The organism is Streptomyces sp. NPDC088252 (assembly GCF_044740965.1).
Classification (GTDB): Bacteria; Actinomycetota; Actinomycetes; order Streptomycetales; family Streptomycetaceae; genus Streptomyces.
The window spans coordinates 138,503-154,656 of sequence record NZ_JBIURS010000003.1 but is presented as its reverse complement, the minus strand read 5'-3'; the positions used below and the strand labels follow the sequence as shown (position 1 = coordinate 154,656).

Sequence of the window (16,154 nt, the reverse complement as noted above, 5' to 3'; positions counted from 1 at the left end):
GGGGACGTTGAATCGTGGAGAACCTGATTGCGCTGCTCGTCGCGGCGCCTCTGCTCGGAGCGGCGGTCCTGCTCTGCGGCGGCCGACGGCTGGACCGCGCCGGACACTGGATCGGCACCCTGCTCGCCGCCGCGTCCTTCGTCATCGGTGTCGTGCTCTTCCTCGACATGCTGGGGAAGGGCGCCGAGGACCGGGCGCTGCACCAGAAGCTGTTCAGCTGGATCCCGGTCGAGGGCTTCCGGGCCGATGTGGCCTTCCAACTCGACCAGTTGTCGATGACGTTCGTGCTGCTGATCACCGGTGTGGGCACCCTGATCCACATCTACTCGATCGGCTACATGGCGCACGACGAGCGCCGGCGCCGCTTCTTCGGCTATCTGAACCTGTTCCTCGCGGCGATGCTGATCCTGGTCATCGCGGACAACTACCTGCTGCTGTACGTCGGGTGGGAGGGCGTCGGTCTGGCGTCGTACCTGCTGATCGGCTTCTGGCAGCACAAGCCCAGCGCGGCCACGGCCGCCAAGAAGGCATTCCTGGTCAACCGGGTCGGTGACATGGGCCTGTCGATCGCGATCATGCTGATGTTCACCACCTTCGGCACGTTCGCCTTCGGCCCCGTGCTGGCGGAGACCGGCCAGACGAGCGAGGGCAAGCTGACGGCGATCGGCCTGATGCTGCTGCTCGCGGCCTGCGGCAAGTCGGCCCAGGTGCCGCTGCAGTCCTGGCTCGGTGACGCGATGGAGGGCCCGACCCCGGTCTCGGCCCTCATCCACGCCGCGACCATGGTGACCGCGGGCGTCTACCTCATCGTCCGCTCCGGCGCGGTCTTCAACGCCGCGCCGGACGCACAGCTGGTCGTCGTGGTCGTCGGTGCGGTCACGCTGCTCTTCGGTGCGATCGTCGGTTGCGCGAAGGACGACATCAAGAAGGCCCTCGCCGGGTCGACGATGTCGCAGATCGGGTACATGATCCTGGCCGCCGGGCTCGGCCCGATCGGCTATGTCTTCGCGATCATGCACCTGGTGACGCACGGCTTCTTCAAGGCGGGACTCTTCCTCGGCGCCGGTTCGGTCATGCACGGCATGAACGACGAGGTCGACATGCGGAAGTTCGGCGGCCTGCGGAAGTACATGCCGGTCACCTTCATCACCTTCGGCCTCGGCTATCTGGCGATCATCGGCTTCCCCGGTCTGTCCGGCTTCTTCTCCAAGGACAAGATCATCGAGGCGGCCTTCGCCAAGGGCGGCACCGAGGGCTGGATCCTCGGCTCGGTCGCCCTGCTGGGCGCCGCGATCACCGCGTTCTACATGACACGCGTGATGCTGCTGACGTTCTTCGGAGAGAAGCGCTGGCAGCCGGACGAGCAGGGTAACGAGCCGCATCCGCACGAGTCCCCGAAGTCGATGACCATCCCCATGATCATCCTGGCTTTCGGGTCGGTCTTCGCCGGAGGCCTCTTCTCCATCGGCGACCGCTTCCTGAACTGGCTGGAGCCGGTCACCGGGCACAGTCACGGGCACGCCCCGGTCAGCGCCACGACCGTCACGGCGGCCACGATGGTGGTGCTCGTCGTCGGTGTCGCCATCGCCTGGGCGATGTACGGACGCAAGCCGGTCCCGGTCGTCGCCCCGCGCGGCTCGCTGCTCACCCGGGCGGCCCGTCGCGATCTCCTCCAGGACGACTTCAACCATGTGGTCCTGGTCCGCGGCGGCGAGCACCTCACCCGCTCCCTGGTGTATGTCGACCACACCCTGGTCGACGGCGTCGTCAACGGCACGGCCGCCTCGATGGGCGGGCTCTCGGGCCGGCTGCGCAAGCTGCAGAACGGCTACGCCCGCTCCTACGCGGTCTCGATGTTCGGCGGTACGGCGGTCCTCATCGCCGCGACCCTGCTGATGAGGGCGGTCTGATCACCATGTCCTTTCCCCTCCTGACGGCGACGGCGGCCCTCCCGGCGATCGGTGCGATCGCCACCGCCGCCGTCCCCGCCGCCCGGCGCACCGCGGCCAAATGGCTGGCGCTGCTGTTCTCGCTGGCCACGCTCGTGCTGGCGGGCATCGCGCTCGCCAGGTTCGAGCCCGGCGGCGCCCGCTACCAGCTCACCGAATCGCATGCCTGGATCAAGGACTTCGGCGTCCGGTACGAACTGGGCGTGGACGGCATCGGGGTGGCGCTCATGGCGCTCACCGCCCTGCTGGTCCCCTTCGTCATCCTGGCCGGCTGGCACGACGCCGATCCCCTGGAGACGAAGTCCTCGCGCTGGCGGCCGACCCAGGGCTTCTTCGCCCTGATCCTGATGGTCGAAGCGATGGTGATCCTCTCCTTCGAGGCCACCGACGTCTTCCTCTTCTACATCCTCTTCGAAGCCATGCTCATCCCGATGTACTTCCTCATCGGCGGCTTCGGGGACCGGGCACACACCGGCAGCGACGAGAACGCGGCGGCGCAACGCTCCTACGCCGCCGTCAAGTTCCTGCTCTACAACCTGGTCGGCGGGCTCATCATGCTGGCCGCCGTGATCGGGCTGTACGTGGTCGCGGGGACGTTCTCGCTCTCCGAGATCGCCGAGGCACGGGCCAACGGCTCGCTCTCCATGGCGACCAGCACGGAGCGGTGGCTCTTCCTCGGGTTCTTCTTCGCCTTCGCGGTGAAGGCCCCGCTGTGGCCGCTGCACACCTGGTTGCCCAACGCCATGGGCGAGGCGACCTCCCCGGTCGCCGTCCTGATCACCGCGGTCGTCGACAAGGTCGGCACCTTCGCGATGCTCCGCTTCTGCCTCCAGCTCTTCCCGGAGGCCAGCAAGTGGGCGACGCCGGTGATCGTCGTCCTGGCGCTGATCAGCATCGTGTACGGGGCGCTGCTCGCCGTCGGCCAGCGCGACATCAAGCGGCTGATCGCCTACGCGTCGATCTCGCACTTCGGCTTCATCGTCCTCGGCATCTTCGCGATGACGAGCCAGGGCCAGTCGGGCGCCACGCTCTACATGGTCAACCACGGGATCTCGACGGCCGCGCTGATGCTGGTGGCGGGCTTCCTGATCACCCGGCGCGGTTCGCGGCTCATCGCCGACTACGGCGGGGTGCAGAAGGTGGCGCCCGTCCTGGCCGGCACCTTCCTGATCGGCGGTCTGGCCACCCTTTCGCTGCCCGGACTCGCCCCGTTCGTCAGTGAGTTCCTGGTCCTGGTCGGTACGTTCAGCGCGTACCCGGCGGCCGGCATCGTCGCCACGACCGGCATCGTGCTCGCCGCGCTGTACGTCCTCGTCCTCTACCAGCGGACGATGACGGGCCCGGTGAAGGCCGAGGTCCGGGGCATGGCGGATCTCAAGGTCCGAGAGCTGGCGGTGGTTCTCCCGCTGATCGCGCTGCTGCTCTTCCTGGGTGTCTATCCGAAGCCGCTGACGGAGATCGTGAATCCGGCGGTGCAGCACACCATGTCGGACGTCCAGAAGAAGGACCCCCAGCCTGAGGTGGAGGCCGCCAAGTGAGCGCAACAGCTGTCCACAGCCTGTGGACGACGGCGGGCGGGGTGACATCGGCCGCCCCGGCCGAGAAATTCAAGGCACCGGTCATCGAGTACGCCCAGCTGACCCCGGTGCTCATCGTGATCGGTGTCGCCGTCGTGGGCGTGCTCGTCGAGGCCTTCGTGCCGCGCCGGTCGCGCTACTACACACAGGTCTTCCTGACGGTCGTCGCCCTCGCCGCCGCGTTCGCCGCGGTGGTCGGCCTGGCGGCCGGGGGGTACGGCACGACGAAGGCGCACATCGCCGCGATGGGCGCCCTCGCGATCGACGGCCCGACGCTGTTCCTGCAGGGCACCATCCTGCTGACCTCGCTGGTCGCCGTCTTCACCTTCGCCGAGCGGCGGCTCGACCCCGCCCCGCACGGAGGTGGGGCATCCCCTGCTCGAACGAAGTTGAGAGCTTGGGGAAGCGTCGACTCCTTCGCCGCACAGGCCGCATCGGTCCCCGGCAGCGACAGTGAGAAGGCCGCGGTCAAGGCCGGCTTCACCACGACCGAGGTCTTCCCGCTGGTCCTCTTCTCCGTGGCCGGCATGCTGGTCTTCCCGGCGGCCAACGACCTGCTGACCCTCTTCGTGGCCCTGGAGGTCTTCTCCCTCCCGCTCTACCTCCTGTGCGCCGTCGCCCGCCGCAAGCGGCTGATGTCGCAGGAGGCCGCGGTGAAGTACTTCCTGCTCGGTGCCTTCTCGTCGGCGTTCCTGCTCTTCGGGATCGCCCTGCTGTACGGCTACGCGGGCTCCGTCTCGTACGCCACCATCGCGAACGTGGTCGACGGCTCGGTCACCCGGATCGATCCGGCGCTCGCCGACACCATGGGCAATGACGCGCTGCTCCTGATCGGCGGCGCGATGATCCTGACCGGTCTGCTCTTCAAGGTCGGCGCCGTCCCGTTCCACATGTGGACCCCGGACGTCTACCAGGGCGCCCCGACCCCGGTGACCGGCTTCATGGCCGCGGCCACCAAGGTCGCGGCGTTCGGTGCGCTGCTGCGACTGCTGTACGTGGTGCTGCCGGGCCTCGCCTGGGACTGGCGCCCGGTCATGTGGGCCGTCGCGATCGTCACGATGCTGGGCGGTGCGATCGTCGCCATCACCCAGACCGACATCAAGCGGCTGCTCGCCTACTCCTCGATCGCCCACGCCGGCTTCATCCTCGCCGGTGTCATCGCGACCACCCCGGACGGCATCTCGTCGGTCCTCTTCTACCTGGGCGCGTACTCCTTCGTGACGGTCGGCGCGTTCGCCGTCGTCACCCTGGTGCGTGACGCGGGCGGTGAGGCGACGCACCTGTCGAAGTGGGCCGGGCTCGGCCGGCGTTCGCCGCTGGTCGCCGCGGTCTTCGCGGTGTTCCTGCTGGCCTTCGCCGGTATCCCGCTCACCTCCGGGTTCTCGGGGAAGTTCGCCGTCTTCAAGGCCGCGGCCGACGGCGGCGCGGGCGGCCTGGTCGTGGTCGGTGTGATCTCCTCGGCGATCGCCGCGTTCTTCTACATCCGCGTCATCGTGCTGATGTTCTTCAGCGAGCCGAAGGCGGACGGCCCGACGGTCGCCGTCCCGTCCCCGCTGACGATGACGACGATCGCGGTCGGTGTCGCGGTCACGCTGGTGCTGGGCCTCGCCCCGCAGTACTTCCTGGACCTGGCCGGCCAGGCGGGAGTGTTCGTGAGGTAGCGCACACGCGCACAGCCGGTGCACCGCCATGACAACGCCGGACGGGCTTGAGAAGTCGAGCCCGTCCGGCGTTGTCGTAGGCGGCGCCTATCGTGGCAGGGGACGGTGGCAGGACGGAACGGGACGGACCCGGGATCTCGGGGGACAGAACGATGAGCGTGACGGGCGGGACCATGGACGTGACCGAGAGCGACGCGCGGCGGACGCTGCACCGGGTGTTCGGGTACGAGGCATTCCGCGGCGAGCAGGAAGCGATCGTCGACCATGTGATCGCGGGCGGCGACGCCGTCGTGCTCATGCCGACCGGCGGCGGAAAGTCCCTCTGCTACCAGATCCCGTCCCTGGTCAGAGGCGGTACGGGCATTGTCATCTCGCCCCTGATCGCCCTCATGCAGGACCAGGTGGACGCGTTGCGGGCGCTCGGTGTGCGGGCCGGCTTCATCAACTCCACGCAGGACTTCGACGAGCGCCGCTCGATGGAGGCCCAGTTCGTCGCCGGCGAGCTCGACCTGCTCTACCTGGCCCCTGAGCGGCTCCGCCTGGACTCCACCCTCGGCCTGCTCTCCCGCGGCGAGATCTCCGTCTTCGCCATCGACGAGGCGCACTGTGTGGCCCAGTGGGGCCACGACTTCCGGCCCGACTACCTGGCGCTGTCGGTCCTCGGTGAGCGCTGGCCCGACGTGCCGCGCATCGCCCTGACGGCCACCGCGACCAACGCCACGCACCAGGAGATCACCCAGCGTCTGGGCATGCCGGACGCGAAGCACTTCGTCGCCAGCTTCGACCGGCCCAACATCCAGTACCGGATCGTGCCGAAGGCCGATCCGAAGAAGCAACTGCTCTCCTTCCTCAAGGAGGAGCACTCCGGGGACGCGGGCATCGTCTACTGCCTGTCGCGCAACTCGACGGAGAAGACCGCCGAGTACCTCTGTCGCAACGGCATCGACGCCGTCCCGTACCACGCCGGTCTGGACGCGGCCACGCGCGCCGCCCACCAGTCCCGCTTCCTGCGCGAGGAGGGTCTGGTCGTCGTCGCGACCATCGCGTTCGGCATGGGCATCGACAAGCCGGACGTACGCTTCGTCGCCCATCTGGACCTGCCGAAGTCGGTCGAGGGCTACTACCAGGAGACCGGCCGTGCCGGGCGTGACGGGCTGCCGTCCACGGCCTGGATGGCGTACGGACTCCAGGACGTCGTCCAGCAGCGCAAGCTCATCCAGGGCGGCGAGGGCGACGAGGCGTTTCGCCGCCGAGCCGCCTCCCACCTCGACTCGATGCTGGCCCTGTGCGAGACGGTCCGGTGCCGCCGCGGCCAGCTCCTGACGTACTTCGGCCAGGAGCCCGGCGCGGCGGCCTGCGGCAACTGCGACACCTGCCTCACCCCGCCCGAGTCCTGGGACGGCACGGTGGTCGCGCAGAAGCTGCTGTCGACCGTGGTCCGGCTGAAGCGGGAGCGGGGGCAGAAGTTCGGTGCGGGCCAGGTCATCGACATCCTGCTCGGCCGCAAGACGGCGAAGGTCATCCAGTTCGACCACGACCAGCTCTCGGTCTTCGGCATCGGCGAGGAGCTGTCCGAGGCCGAATGGCGCGGAGTGGTAAGGCAGTTGCTCGCCCAGGGGCTGATCGCGGTCGAGGGCGAGTACGGCACGCTGGTGCTGACCCAGGAGAGCGGCTCCGTCCTCGGCCGGGAGCGCGAGGTGCTGCTGCGCAAGGAGGCACCGAAGCCCGCGTCGCGCTCCACGAAGGGCGAACGCAAGGCGAAGTCCCAGGCGGTCGCCGCCGAGCTGGCGCCCGAGGCGGTCCCGGTCTTCGAAGCACTGCGGGCCTGGCGCGGCGCGCAGGCGAAGGAGCAGGGCGTCCCGGCGTACGTCATCTTCCACGACGCGACGCTGCGCGAGATCGCCACGGTCCGGCCGGACTCGGTGTCCGCGCTGGGCGGTATCAGCGGCCTGGGCGAGAAGAAGCTGGCAACGTACGGGGAGGGGGTGCTGGAGGTGCTCGCGTCGTTCGGGGATGTCGCGGCGGGTCCGGAGCCCGGCCCTGCGGTGGCCCCCGCCGCACCGGCCCCGGCGGCGTCGACGGCTCCGGACCGGGGGACGTCGGCGGCCCTCGACGCCGACCCGGAGTGGGGCTGGGACGAGGAACCGCCCGAGTACGAGTGAGTGCGGGGGACGGATGGCGGCGGGGCTACTCCGGGGCCGCTGCCCGGCGGCGCGAGGTGATCGCGGTGAGGTCGAGATCGACCGTGAAGGGGACGGAGACCTTCATCCGGTCGTGGAAGATGCCGGTGGAGGTGTAGGCCCCGGTCGACGGCTCCAGCTCGAAGACGCAGACCACCGCCCTGCCGTCGCGGTTCTCGACTCGCCAGCAGTGCGGGATCCTGGCCCGCGCGTACTTCACGGGCTTGGTCTCCCGGTCCCGGGTCAGGGACTCGTCGGACACGACCTCGACCGCCAGAACGCTCATCAGTGCTCCCATGACGCAGAGTCCGGCGGGACTTTCCAGCGTATCGGCCGGGAATGGGATATGGCTTCCCCGAACGTGTGAACGCCCTGCGCACTGCCGACGTCCTCGGCCTCCGCCCGACTCGCCCCGCCCCGGTCAGTCGTCCCCGCCTGCCGCGCCTGCGCCGCTCCGGTTGGCCTTGTCCTGGCGTACGTTCCGGCGCACCGCGTGCGCGGTCCACTCGTCGCGCACCAGGTCGTGCATCGTCGAACGGCTTCTCCAGCCGCCCTGTGCCACGGCGCCCGACAGGCCGGTCGCCGAGACCAGGGCGGCCAGGGTGCGGCTGCGCCGGTCCGGGAAGCCGGCCGCCTCGGCGGACGCGAAGCGTTCTCGGACCGCGACCGCGGCCGGCAGGGCCGGGTCCGCCGCCGGGTGGCGGTGGTAGGGGAGCAGGCCGAGGAGCCGGTGGGTCTCCCTGCGCAGGACCGCTCGGCCCACCAGATGCTCCAGGCACAGCTCCTCGACGTATCGGCCGGTCCGCCGGATCCACGCCTTCGCGCCGACGCCGCCCGCGAGCCCGCCCCCGCCCGGGGCCGGCAGGCTCCCCAGGACCTGCGCGAGGAGCGGGTCCTGGGGAGCCTGCCGGCTGATCACCCGTATCCGGCCGAGGTGTTCGGCGATCCGGCCGTGGAGCTCCAGCTCCGCGAGGACCGCGCCCGCCACCCCGTACTCCAGGAAACGGTTTCGGCAGTACGGCTTGCCGCGCCGAGGGTCCAGGGCGAGCAGGAGCAGTTCCTCGGGGAGCGTGTGCTCCGGGAGAGCGGGGTTCACGACGCGGGCACGATCCGTCCCGTGACCTCGCCGAGGCCGACCCGGGTGCCGTCCGGGCCCGGTGCCCAGGCCGTCATCGTCACCGTGTCGCCGTCCTCCAGGAACGTCCGCTTGCCGTCCGGGAGGTCCAGCGGGTCGCGACCGTTCCAGGTCAGCTCCAGGAGGGAGCCGCGCTGTCCGGGCTCGGCGCCGCTGACCGTGCCCGAGCCGTACAGATCACCGGTGCGCAGCGACGCCCCGTTGACCGTCATCTGGGCCAGCATCTGGGCCGCCGTCCAGTACATGGTGGCGAACGGCGGCTCGGCGACCGGCTGTCCGTTGATGGCGACGGAGATCCGCAGGTCGAGGCCGCCGGCCTCCTCCGCGCCCGCGTCCTCCAGATAGGGGAGCAGCGGGAAGTCGCGGGCCGGGGGCGCGATCCGGGCCGCCTCCAGGGCTTCGAGCGGTGTCACCCAGGCCGATACGGACGTGGCGAAGGACTTGCCGAGGAACGGGCCGAGCGGGACGTACTCCCAGGCCTGGATGTCCCGCGCCGACCAGTCGTTGAGCAGGCAGAGCCCGAAGACGTGCTCGCGGAAGTCACCGAGCGGGACCGGGCGGCCCTGCTCGGAGCCGACTCCGACGACGAAGCCGACCTCGGCCTCGATGTCGAGCTTGACGGACGGGCCGAAGACCGGGGCCGCGTCGGACGGTGCCTTGCGCTGGCCGGAGGGGCGCACCACGTCCGTACCGGAGACGACGACGGTGCCGGACCTGCCGTGGTAGCCGATCGGGAGGTGCTTCCAGTTGGGCGTCAGCGCGTCACCGTTCGGCCGGAAGATCTTTCCGACGTTGGTGGCGTGGTGCTCGCTCGCGTAGAAGTCGACGTAGTCCGCGACCTCGTACGGCAGATGGAGTGTCACGGACCCGACCGGGTGCAGCAGCGGTTCGATGTCCGCGCGGTGTGCCGGGACCGTCACCCATGCGGTCAGGGCCCGCCGGACGTCGCGCCAGGCCGTGCGGCCCGCGGCCAGCAGCGCGGTCAGGTCCGGCTGGGCGAGGAGTTGCGCGTAGGGCGAGCCGAGTGCGTGCGCCGCGGCTCCGGCGTCCAGTACGTGGTTGCCGATGCGGACGCCGACCCGGCGGTCCCCGGGGTGGTCGGGGGTGGAGAACACACCGTAGGGAAGGTTGTGCGGACCGAAGGGGTCGCCCTCGGCCAGATCGAGCGGGCTGCTCTGCTCGGGCATGTGTTGCTGCCTCGCTTTCCAGGTCGCTTGGAGGACACGTTACGTCGGTGTCGCCACCCCGCGGGAGTGTCCCAACTGCTCCTGATGCCCGGAAAGTTCCGCCGTGCCCCCGGTGTGCGGGAGCACGGCGGTGGCTCATCCGGCCGTGCGCGGGATCCGCTTCTCCCAGGTCCGGTGGAAGACGACCTCGCCGCCGTCCCTGCACACCACCTCGTCGGACGTGATGAAGTCGGTGTCGTCCGCGCTGATCTCGGACCGGGTCTCGATCCGTACGTCCCACGCCATCTCCGGCCGGTGCAGCCGGATCGTCCAGTCGGAGCGAGTACGGGCGGAGTGCGGGTCGTTCTCCTGGATCGTGTAGGTCTCCAGGGCGTCCTCGGTGAATTCGAGGCCGTCCGGATAGACGCGGGTGCCGCCGTAGCGGGGGTCGACCTCCAGCCGCCATTCGCCCTTGGCGACATCGCGGACGACCAGGCGTTCGGGGCGCTGTGCGTCGAGCGTCACGGGGTGGACGACGCCGAGCGGCTCCGACTGTTCCGGTTCCTCGAAACGGATCGCCGGGTCCTCGGTGTGCCGGCGCACCGGCAGTTCGAGGGAGCTGCCGTCGGCGTCCAGGGTGAAGCCGACCGAGCCCGCCTGCGGCCAGATCCACGGCCAGTACGAGGACGAGATCGCGAGCCTGATCCGGTGGCCGGGCGGGAAGGTGTGCCCGATGCCGTTGAGTTCGAAGGTCACGTCCTCGGTCGCGCCCACCGGCCAGTCGTCCGCGCGGTCGCGGCCGTGCCGTGCGCAGAGGTTGAGCGCCCCGCGGGTGACCAGGGTGGAGGAGCCGTCCGGTGCGACGTCGCAGAGCCGGGCGATGGCCTGGCCACGCGCCACGTCCATCCGGATGCGCAGCTTCACCCGGGCTCGGCCCAGGATCTCGATCGGGGCGTGCTCGACCGGGAACTCGAACGAGACCGACTTGGCGTCCTCGTCGCGCTGGTCGGGCGGCAGGTCGGCGTCGTTGCCGAACGGGAAGAAGCGCCCGGCGTCCAGACCGGTCTGCTGCGGCGAGTCGACGATCTGCGGACCGCCCTGGAGGGCGTACACGACGGGCGTGATGTTCGGGGACGGCCAGGCGGTGTCGCCGACCCAGCGTCCCGGCAGTGTCTCGTAGACCGTGGCGGGGCGGTGCGACTCGCTGATCCAGGACCGGAGCAGCGGCTCCGCCATGATGCCGGTGTCCTCGTCCTTCAGGTGCTGGTCCCACCAGCGCAGCGTCTCCTGGAGGAAGCCGATCGCCGGACCGGGCGGCAGACCGCGGTCGGGGTACTGGTGCGACCAGGGACCGATCAGCCCGCGGACCTTGTCCGGGGCGAGGTGCTCGACGAGCCGCAGGACCGTGTCGCGGTACGGGTCGTGCCAGCCGCCCACCGCGAGGACGTGGGCCTGGATCGCGGAGTAGTCCTCGCAGACACTGCCGTGCTTCCAGTAGTCGTCGCGGGTCTGGTGCGCCAGCCAGGTGTGGATGAACGGTTCGACCGTCTCCAGCCGCTGCAGCCACATGTCCTTCCAGCTCTCGCCGGCCTGCGCCGGGTCCGGCGGCCGGGAGACGAAGGCCAGCATGGTGGCCGCCCAGGCATGCATGTCGACGCCGAGGACCGAGCCGCCCATGTAGTGGACGTCGTTGTCGTAGCGGTCGTCGGTCGAGCAGACGGTGACGATCGCCTTCAGCGGTTCGGGGGCCAGAGCCGCGATCTGCAGCGAGTTGAAGCCGCCCCAGGAGATGCCGAACATGCCGACCCGACCGGAGCACCACTCCTGCTGGGCCAGCCAGTGGATGACGGCGACCCCGTCGGCCAGTTCCGTCGCGTCGTACTCGTCGCCAGGCAGGCCCTCGCTGTTGCCGTGTCCGCGTACGTCCACCCGGACGGAGGCGTAGCCGTGGCCCGCGTACCAGGGATGGCGCTGCCAGTCGCGCGGCGCCGTCCAGTCGCTCAGCCGGTACGGCAGGTATTCGAGGAGCGCGGGGACGGGTTCGTCGGTGACGGGCCGCCAGATCCGGGCGTACAGCCGGGTGCCGTCCGGCAGCGGAATGTAGACGTCCTCATGGGTGGTGTCATACGGGAACGTGGTGCGGATGTGCATGGCGGTACCTCAGTGGACGGGGTGCATGGTGCGTTTGAGCCAGGGGGCGGCGGCGATGACAGCCACACCGGCCACCACCGCAATCGCGCCATTGACACCGAAGTAGGCGGGGTTGGACACCTCGCCGTACAGCTTCACGACTTGGGCCTGGATGCCGTTGGCGAGGGCCAGCGAGAGGAACCAGAGCGCCATCGTCTGGCTGGCGAACGCCTTGGGCGCGAGCTTGGTGGTCGCGGACATGCCGGAGGTCTCCAGCAGGATGTCGCCGAGTCCGAGCAGCAGGTACGAGCCGACGATCCACCAGGCGGCCATCCGATAGGTGTCGCCGGTGTGTCCGGAGGTCGGCAGCACCATCAGCAGGAAGGACAGTCCGCCGAGGATCACCCCGATCGCGATCTTGTTGGAGGCGTGCGGCTGACGCGGGCCCATCCGGGCCCACACGGCGGCGACCACCGGGGCGAGCGCGACCTCGAACGCGCCGAGCGCCGAGGCGTACCAGCTCGCCGGGAAGTGGAAGCCGAGGATCTCGGTACGGGCGTTGGTCGACGCGAGCAGCATCATCGTCGAGTACGCCTGGAAGAGGATGAAGTTGAAGACGACGGAGGCCAGGAACAGCACCACGTACGGGCGCAGCCTGCCGCGTTCCTCGCCGGTGACCCGCGGACTGCGGAACATCACCGCGAAGTACACGACCGGTGCGATCACCGACACCAGGGTGAGCAGGTCGACGAAGCGGCCCATGGTCAGCCAGCCCGCCAGGGCCAGGGCGGTGGCGACGGCGGCGACCACGACGGCGCCGATCACGATCAGCCGTACGGCACGGCGCATCGGTGCCGGTTCCAGCGCGAATTCGGCGCTGTGCGTTCGGCCGGCCAGGTGACGCCGGCCCAGTACGTACTGGATCAGGCCGAGGGTCATACCGACGGCGGCCGCGGAGAAGCCCCAGTGCCAGCTCGCGTGGTCCCCGAGCCAGCCGGTGACGAGCGGGCCGAGGAACGCGCCGATGTTGATGCCCATGTAATAGAGCGCGAAGCCGGCGTCGCGACGCTCGTCGGCGGTGCGGTAGAGCTTGCCGACCATGGTCGCCACATTGGGCTTGAGCAGACCGGTGCCGGCGCTGATCAGACCGAGGCCGGTCCATGTCATGGCGTCGCTGGGCACCGCCATGGCGTAATGCCCGCAGGCAATGAGAATTCCGCCGTACAGGACGGCGCGGTACGAGCCGAGGATCCGGTCGGCCAGCCAGCCGCCGGCCACGGAGACCAGGTAGACGAGGGTGCCGTAGGCGGCCGAGACGGAGGCCGCGGTGCCCGGTTCCATCCCCATGCCGCCGCGGGCGACGGTGTCGGCGAAGTAGAGGACCAGGATCGCCTGCATGCCGAGGAACGAGAACCGTTCCCAGACCTCCAGGCCGGACAGGGTCATCAGGCCCCGTGGCTGGCCGAAAAAGGCATGGTCGTCGCCGGGTGGCGGCTGAGTCGGTTCGGTGTCGGTGGCCGTGTGGGACAAAGGGAGAACTCCAGATCGTATGAGCTGATCCCGAACATACCGGCGGTGGCGGGAAGGCGCCCACGGAGATCCAAAGGGGACCGGATACGCTGACTTGAGTGATGACAGCGACACATCGACATTCCGTGTGATCGTCAGTAGACAGGAGATCCCCTCGTGACCGTCGTCGGGCCGTTCGGACTGAGCGTGCGGGACCACGCTCTTGAGGCCGATGTCCAGGCCGGTTTGGCTGCTGTCGAGTCGGGGCTGCTTGAGGCCACCAAGAGCGGCGTGCCCTTCATCACGGAGGCCGCGCAGCATCTCGTACGCGCCGGGGGCAAGCGTTTCCGGCCGCTGCTGGCCATGCTGGCGGCCCGGTTCGGCGACCCCGACGCGCCGGGTGTCGTGCCCGCGGCCGTCGTCGTGGAACTGACCCACCTCGCCACGCTCTACCACGACGACGTGATGGACGAGGCGGACGTACGCCGTGGCGTCGACAGCGCCAACACCCGCTGGGGCAACTCGGTGGCCGTCCTGACCGGCGACTTCCTCTTCGCCCGCGCCTCCCACATACTGGCCGACCTCGGTCCGGAGGCCGTACGCATCCAGGCGGAGGCGTTCGAGCGGCTGGTCACCGGTCAGATCCTGGAGACCGCGGGTCCGGGCGACGGGCGCGACCCGGTCGAGCACTACCTCGAAGTGATGCGCGGCAAGACCGGCTCGCTGGTCGCCGTGGCCTGCCGGTTCGGCGCGATGACGGCCGGTGCGGACGAGTCGGTCGTCGACATCCTCACCCAGTACGGGGAGCGGCTCGGCGTCGCCTTCCAGCTCGCCGACGACGTGCTCGACATCACCTCCGACTCCCACGAGTCCGGCAAGACCCCCGGCACCGACCTGCGCGAAGGCATCCCGACACTCCCCGTGCTCCATCTGCGGGCCCGCGCCGCGGCCGACGGGAAACCGGACGACCTGGAACTCGTCGAGCTGCTCGACGGCGACCTGAGCGACGACGCGCGGCACGCCGAGGCACTGCGCAGGCTGCGCGCCCACCCGGCGCTGGAGGAGGCCCGGCGGGACGCCGTCCGGTACGCGCAGGAGGCACGCAGGACGCTGGCCCCGCTGCCCGACTGTTACGCGAAGGCCGCGCTGGAGGAGCTGTGCGACGCGGTGGTGCACCGCGCGGGCTGAGAGCCTGTCGGGTGACCTCCGACCGGGCGGCCACGCCCTGGCACGCGCGCTTCCCACGTTGTCGTCGGTCGCCGACGTTCCGCGTCGACTCCCTCCTCCGCCGAGACCCCGGGGCGGTACCCCTACGGGACGGGGCGGGCCCGCCCCGGGGGGTGTCATACCGAAGAGGTAGGCGGAGTTGCTCCCCGGGAGTGACGCTTTCGCATCGCCGGTTCGGTCAGATGGAGAACAACCACTCCTGAGCAAATCGGGTGAGAATGGCGGCGCGGAGTGGACGAGTGCATCCGGACGGAAGCCGCCGACCACGGAGGTAGGGCACACATGGCACCGAACGACAGCGTTGAGACGAACGGCGGGACCAGGGGCACCGCCGTCGGCCGCCGGAAGGCGGCGCGCTACATCGTCCCGGTCGCGGTGGCGGGGGTGGCGGCCGCGACGATCGGGCTCGTCCCGGCGCTCGCGAGCACCGGTGACCCCGATCTGCCGAAGATCACCGCACAGCAGCTCATCGAGAAGATCGCCGCTTCGGACGCCCAGCAGTTCTCCGGCACGGTGAAGATCAGCACGGACCTCGGCATTCCGTCGCTCGGCGGTCTGGCCGGATCCTTCGCCCAGGGCGGCGGCAGCGGCAAGGGTGATTCCGGCGCCGACCCGCAGAAGAAGATGACGGAGCTGACGTCCGGCACGCACACCCTGCGGGTGGCCGCCGACGGCCCCGACAAGCAGCGGGTGTCGATCCTGGACAGCGCGGCGGAGTACAGCCTGATCCGCAACGGCGATCAGGTCTGGGCGTACGACAGCGGCTCCAACGAGGCGTACCACGCCACGGAGGACGGGAGCGGGAAGAAGGCCGGGCACCCGGCCCCCGAGTCCGTGCCGACCACGCCGAAGGCACTCGCCGAGCAGGTCCTGAAGGCCGCGGGCCCCACCACCTCGGTGACGGTCGACGGCACGGCGCGGGTCGCCGGACGTGACGCGTACAAGCTGGTCGTCAAGCCCCGGCAGAGCGGCTCCACGATCGGCTCGTTCACGGTCGCGGTCGACGCGAAGAACGGCGTGCCGCTGAAGTTCACACTGCTTGCGAGCAGCGGTGGCAAGGCCGTCGTCGACGCCGGGTTCACCAAGGTCGACTTCGGGAAGCCTGCCGCCTCCTCGTTCACGTTCACCCCGCCCAAGGGCACCAAGGTGACCGAGGCCGACGACGCGAAGGCACAGCGGAAGACCGACGGGGACAAGGGTCCGGGCATGTTCCCGGGCGCGGAGGGACTGGGTGCCGGCGGACTGGGCGCCGGGGCCGAGGGCGGCAAGGACACGAAGGTCATCGGCGAGGGCTGGAACGCGATCGCCGAGATCAGGACCCCGGGCGGCATCGGCCTCCCCTCGAAGGCGTCGGGCGACGTACCGGCCGAGGCGCAGCAGTTCCTGGACGCGCTGGGCGACAAGGTCAGCGGCAAGTTCGGCTCCGGCACGGTCTTCAAGACCCGCCTGGTCAACGCCCTGATGACGGACGACGGCAAGGTGTACGTCGGCGCGGTCACGCCGGACGCGCTGGTCAAGGCGGCGAACGACGCCGCCTGACACGGGGGCGCACCGCGTTTCGCGCCGCTGTTCACCCGCCCCGCCGTACTCTCCGTACGGCGGGGCGGCCCGCGCCGAGCC

General features: G+C 70.1%; 10 protein-coding genes and 1 pseudogene. 6 read left to right on the top strand and 5 right to left on the bottom strand.

Annotated features, from left to right (window positions below; all coding sequences use genetic code 11):
* The first annotated feature begins 14 nt into the window (after nucleotides 1-14).
* The 4 genes from nuoL to recQ all read left to right on the top strand — a co-directional run bounded on the left by nuoL (nucleotide 15) and on the right by recQ (nucleotide 7,349).
* Nucleotides 15-1,910 carry an NADH-quinone oxidoreductase subunit L gene (gene nuoL / locus ACIOHC_RS07650; RefSeq protein ID WP_365692466.1) on the top strand — a complete coding sequence of 632 codons (1,896 nt, stop codon included), beginning with the start codon at nucleotides 15-17 and terminating at the stop codon, nucleotides 1,908-1,910.
* A gap of 5 nt (nucleotides 1,911-1,915) precedes the next feature.
* Complete coding sequence (locus ACIOHC_RS07645) at nucleotides 1,916-3,487, top strand: NADH-quinone oxidoreductase subunit M (protein WP_401841877.1); 1,572 nt, start codon at nucleotides 1,916-1,918, stop codon at nucleotides 3,485-3,487.
* The gene (gene nuoN / locus ACIOHC_RS07640) at nucleotides 3,484-5,187 is read left to right on the top strand and encodes an NADH-quinone oxidoreductase subunit NuoN (RefSeq protein WP_351072635.1); all 1,704 of its coding nucleotides are present in this window, start codon (nucleotides 3,484-3,486) and stop codon (nucleotides 5,185-5,187) included. Before ACIOHC_RS07645 ends, nuoN begins: the two co-directional genes overlap by 4 nt.
* Nucleotides 5,188-5,339: 152 nt before the next feature.
* The gene (recQ, locus tag ACIOHC_RS07635; RefSeq protein ID WP_351072636.1) at nucleotides 5,340-7,349 is read left to right on the top strand and encodes a DNA helicase RecQ; all 2,010 of its coding nucleotides are present in this window, start codon (nucleotides 5,340-5,342) and stop codon (nucleotides 7,347-7,349) included.
* Between the two features lie 25 nt (nucleotides 7,350-7,374).
* Here the strand turns inward: recQ and ACIOHC_RS07630 are convergent.
* The 5 genes and pseudogenes from ACIOHC_RS07630 to ACIOHC_RS07610 form a co-directional block, all read right to left on the bottom strand.
* Nucleotides 7,375-7,644 (bottom strand): annotated as a pseudogene (locus tag ACIOHC_RS07630) (Uma2 family endonuclease); the annotation flags it as partial.
* Nucleotides 7,645-7,788: 144 nt separating this feature from the next.
* Nucleotides 7,789-8,463: a GPP34 family phosphoprotein gene (locus tag ACIOHC_RS07625; RefSeq protein ID WP_401841875.1), complete on the bottom strand. Its 675-nt coding sequence runs from the start codon at nucleotides 8,461-8,463 to the stop codon at nucleotides 7,789-7,791.
* Entirely contained in the window at nucleotides 8,460-9,689 is a 1,230-nt protein-coding gene (gene fahA, locus ACIOHC_RS07620; protein ID WP_351072640.1) for a fumarylacetoacetase, read from the bottom strand. Before fahA ends, ACIOHC_RS07625 begins: the two co-directional genes overlap by 4 nt.
* A gap of 135 nt (nucleotides 9,690-9,824) precedes the next feature.
* Nucleotides 9,825-11,819 carry a CocE/NonD family hydrolase gene (locus tag ACIOHC_RS07615; protein WP_401841873.1) on the bottom strand — a complete coding sequence of 665 codons (1,995 nt, stop codon included), beginning with the start codon at nucleotides 11,817-11,819 and terminating at the stop codon, nucleotides 9,825-9,827.
* 9 nt (nucleotides 11,820-11,828) lie between these two features.
* Entirely contained in the window at nucleotides 11,829-13,328 is a 1,500-nt protein-coding gene (locus ACIOHC_RS07610) for a peptide MFS transporter (RefSeq protein ID WP_351072643.1), read from the bottom strand.
* A 156-nt stretch (nucleotides 13,329-13,484) separates the two neighbouring features.
* Between ACIOHC_RS07610 and ACIOHC_RS07605 the strand changes: the two genes are divergently transcribed.
* Both ACIOHC_RS07605 and ACIOHC_RS07600 read left to right on the top strand, forming a co-directional pair.
* Entirely contained in the window at nucleotides 13,485-14,495 is a 1,011-nt protein-coding gene (locus tag ACIOHC_RS07605; RefSeq protein ID WP_351072645.1) for a polyprenyl synthetase family protein, read from the top strand.
* A 321-nt stretch (nucleotides 14,496-14,816) separates the two neighbouring features.
* A complete protein-coding gene (locus ACIOHC_RS07600) occupies nucleotides 14,817-16,073 on the top strand; it encodes an outer membrane lipoprotein carrier protein LolA (protein WP_401841869.1) in 1,257 nt (418 codons plus the stop codon).
* Nucleotides 16,074-16,154 lie beyond the last annotated feature (81 nt).

Coding starts and splice junctions, on each gene's coding strand:
- fahA (WP_351072640.1), bottom strand. CDS start 9,689: ATGCCCGAGCAGAGCAGCCCGCTCGATCTGGCCGAGGGCGACCCCTTC.
- ACIOHC_RS07645 (WP_401841877.1), top strand. CDS start 1,916: ATGTCCTTTCCCCTCCTGACGGCGACGGCGGCCCTCCCGGCGATCGGT.
- recQ (WP_351072636.1), top strand. CDS start 5,340: ATGAGCGTGACGGGCGGGACCATGGACGTGACCGAGAGCGACGCGCGG.
- ACIOHC_RS07600 (WP_401841869.1), top strand. CDS start 14,817: ATGGCACCGAACGACAGCGTTGAGACGAACGGCGGGACCAGGGGCACC.
- ACIOHC_RS07615 (WP_401841873.1), bottom strand. CDS start 11,819: ATGCACATCCGCACCACGTTCCCGTATGACACCACCCATGAGGACGTC.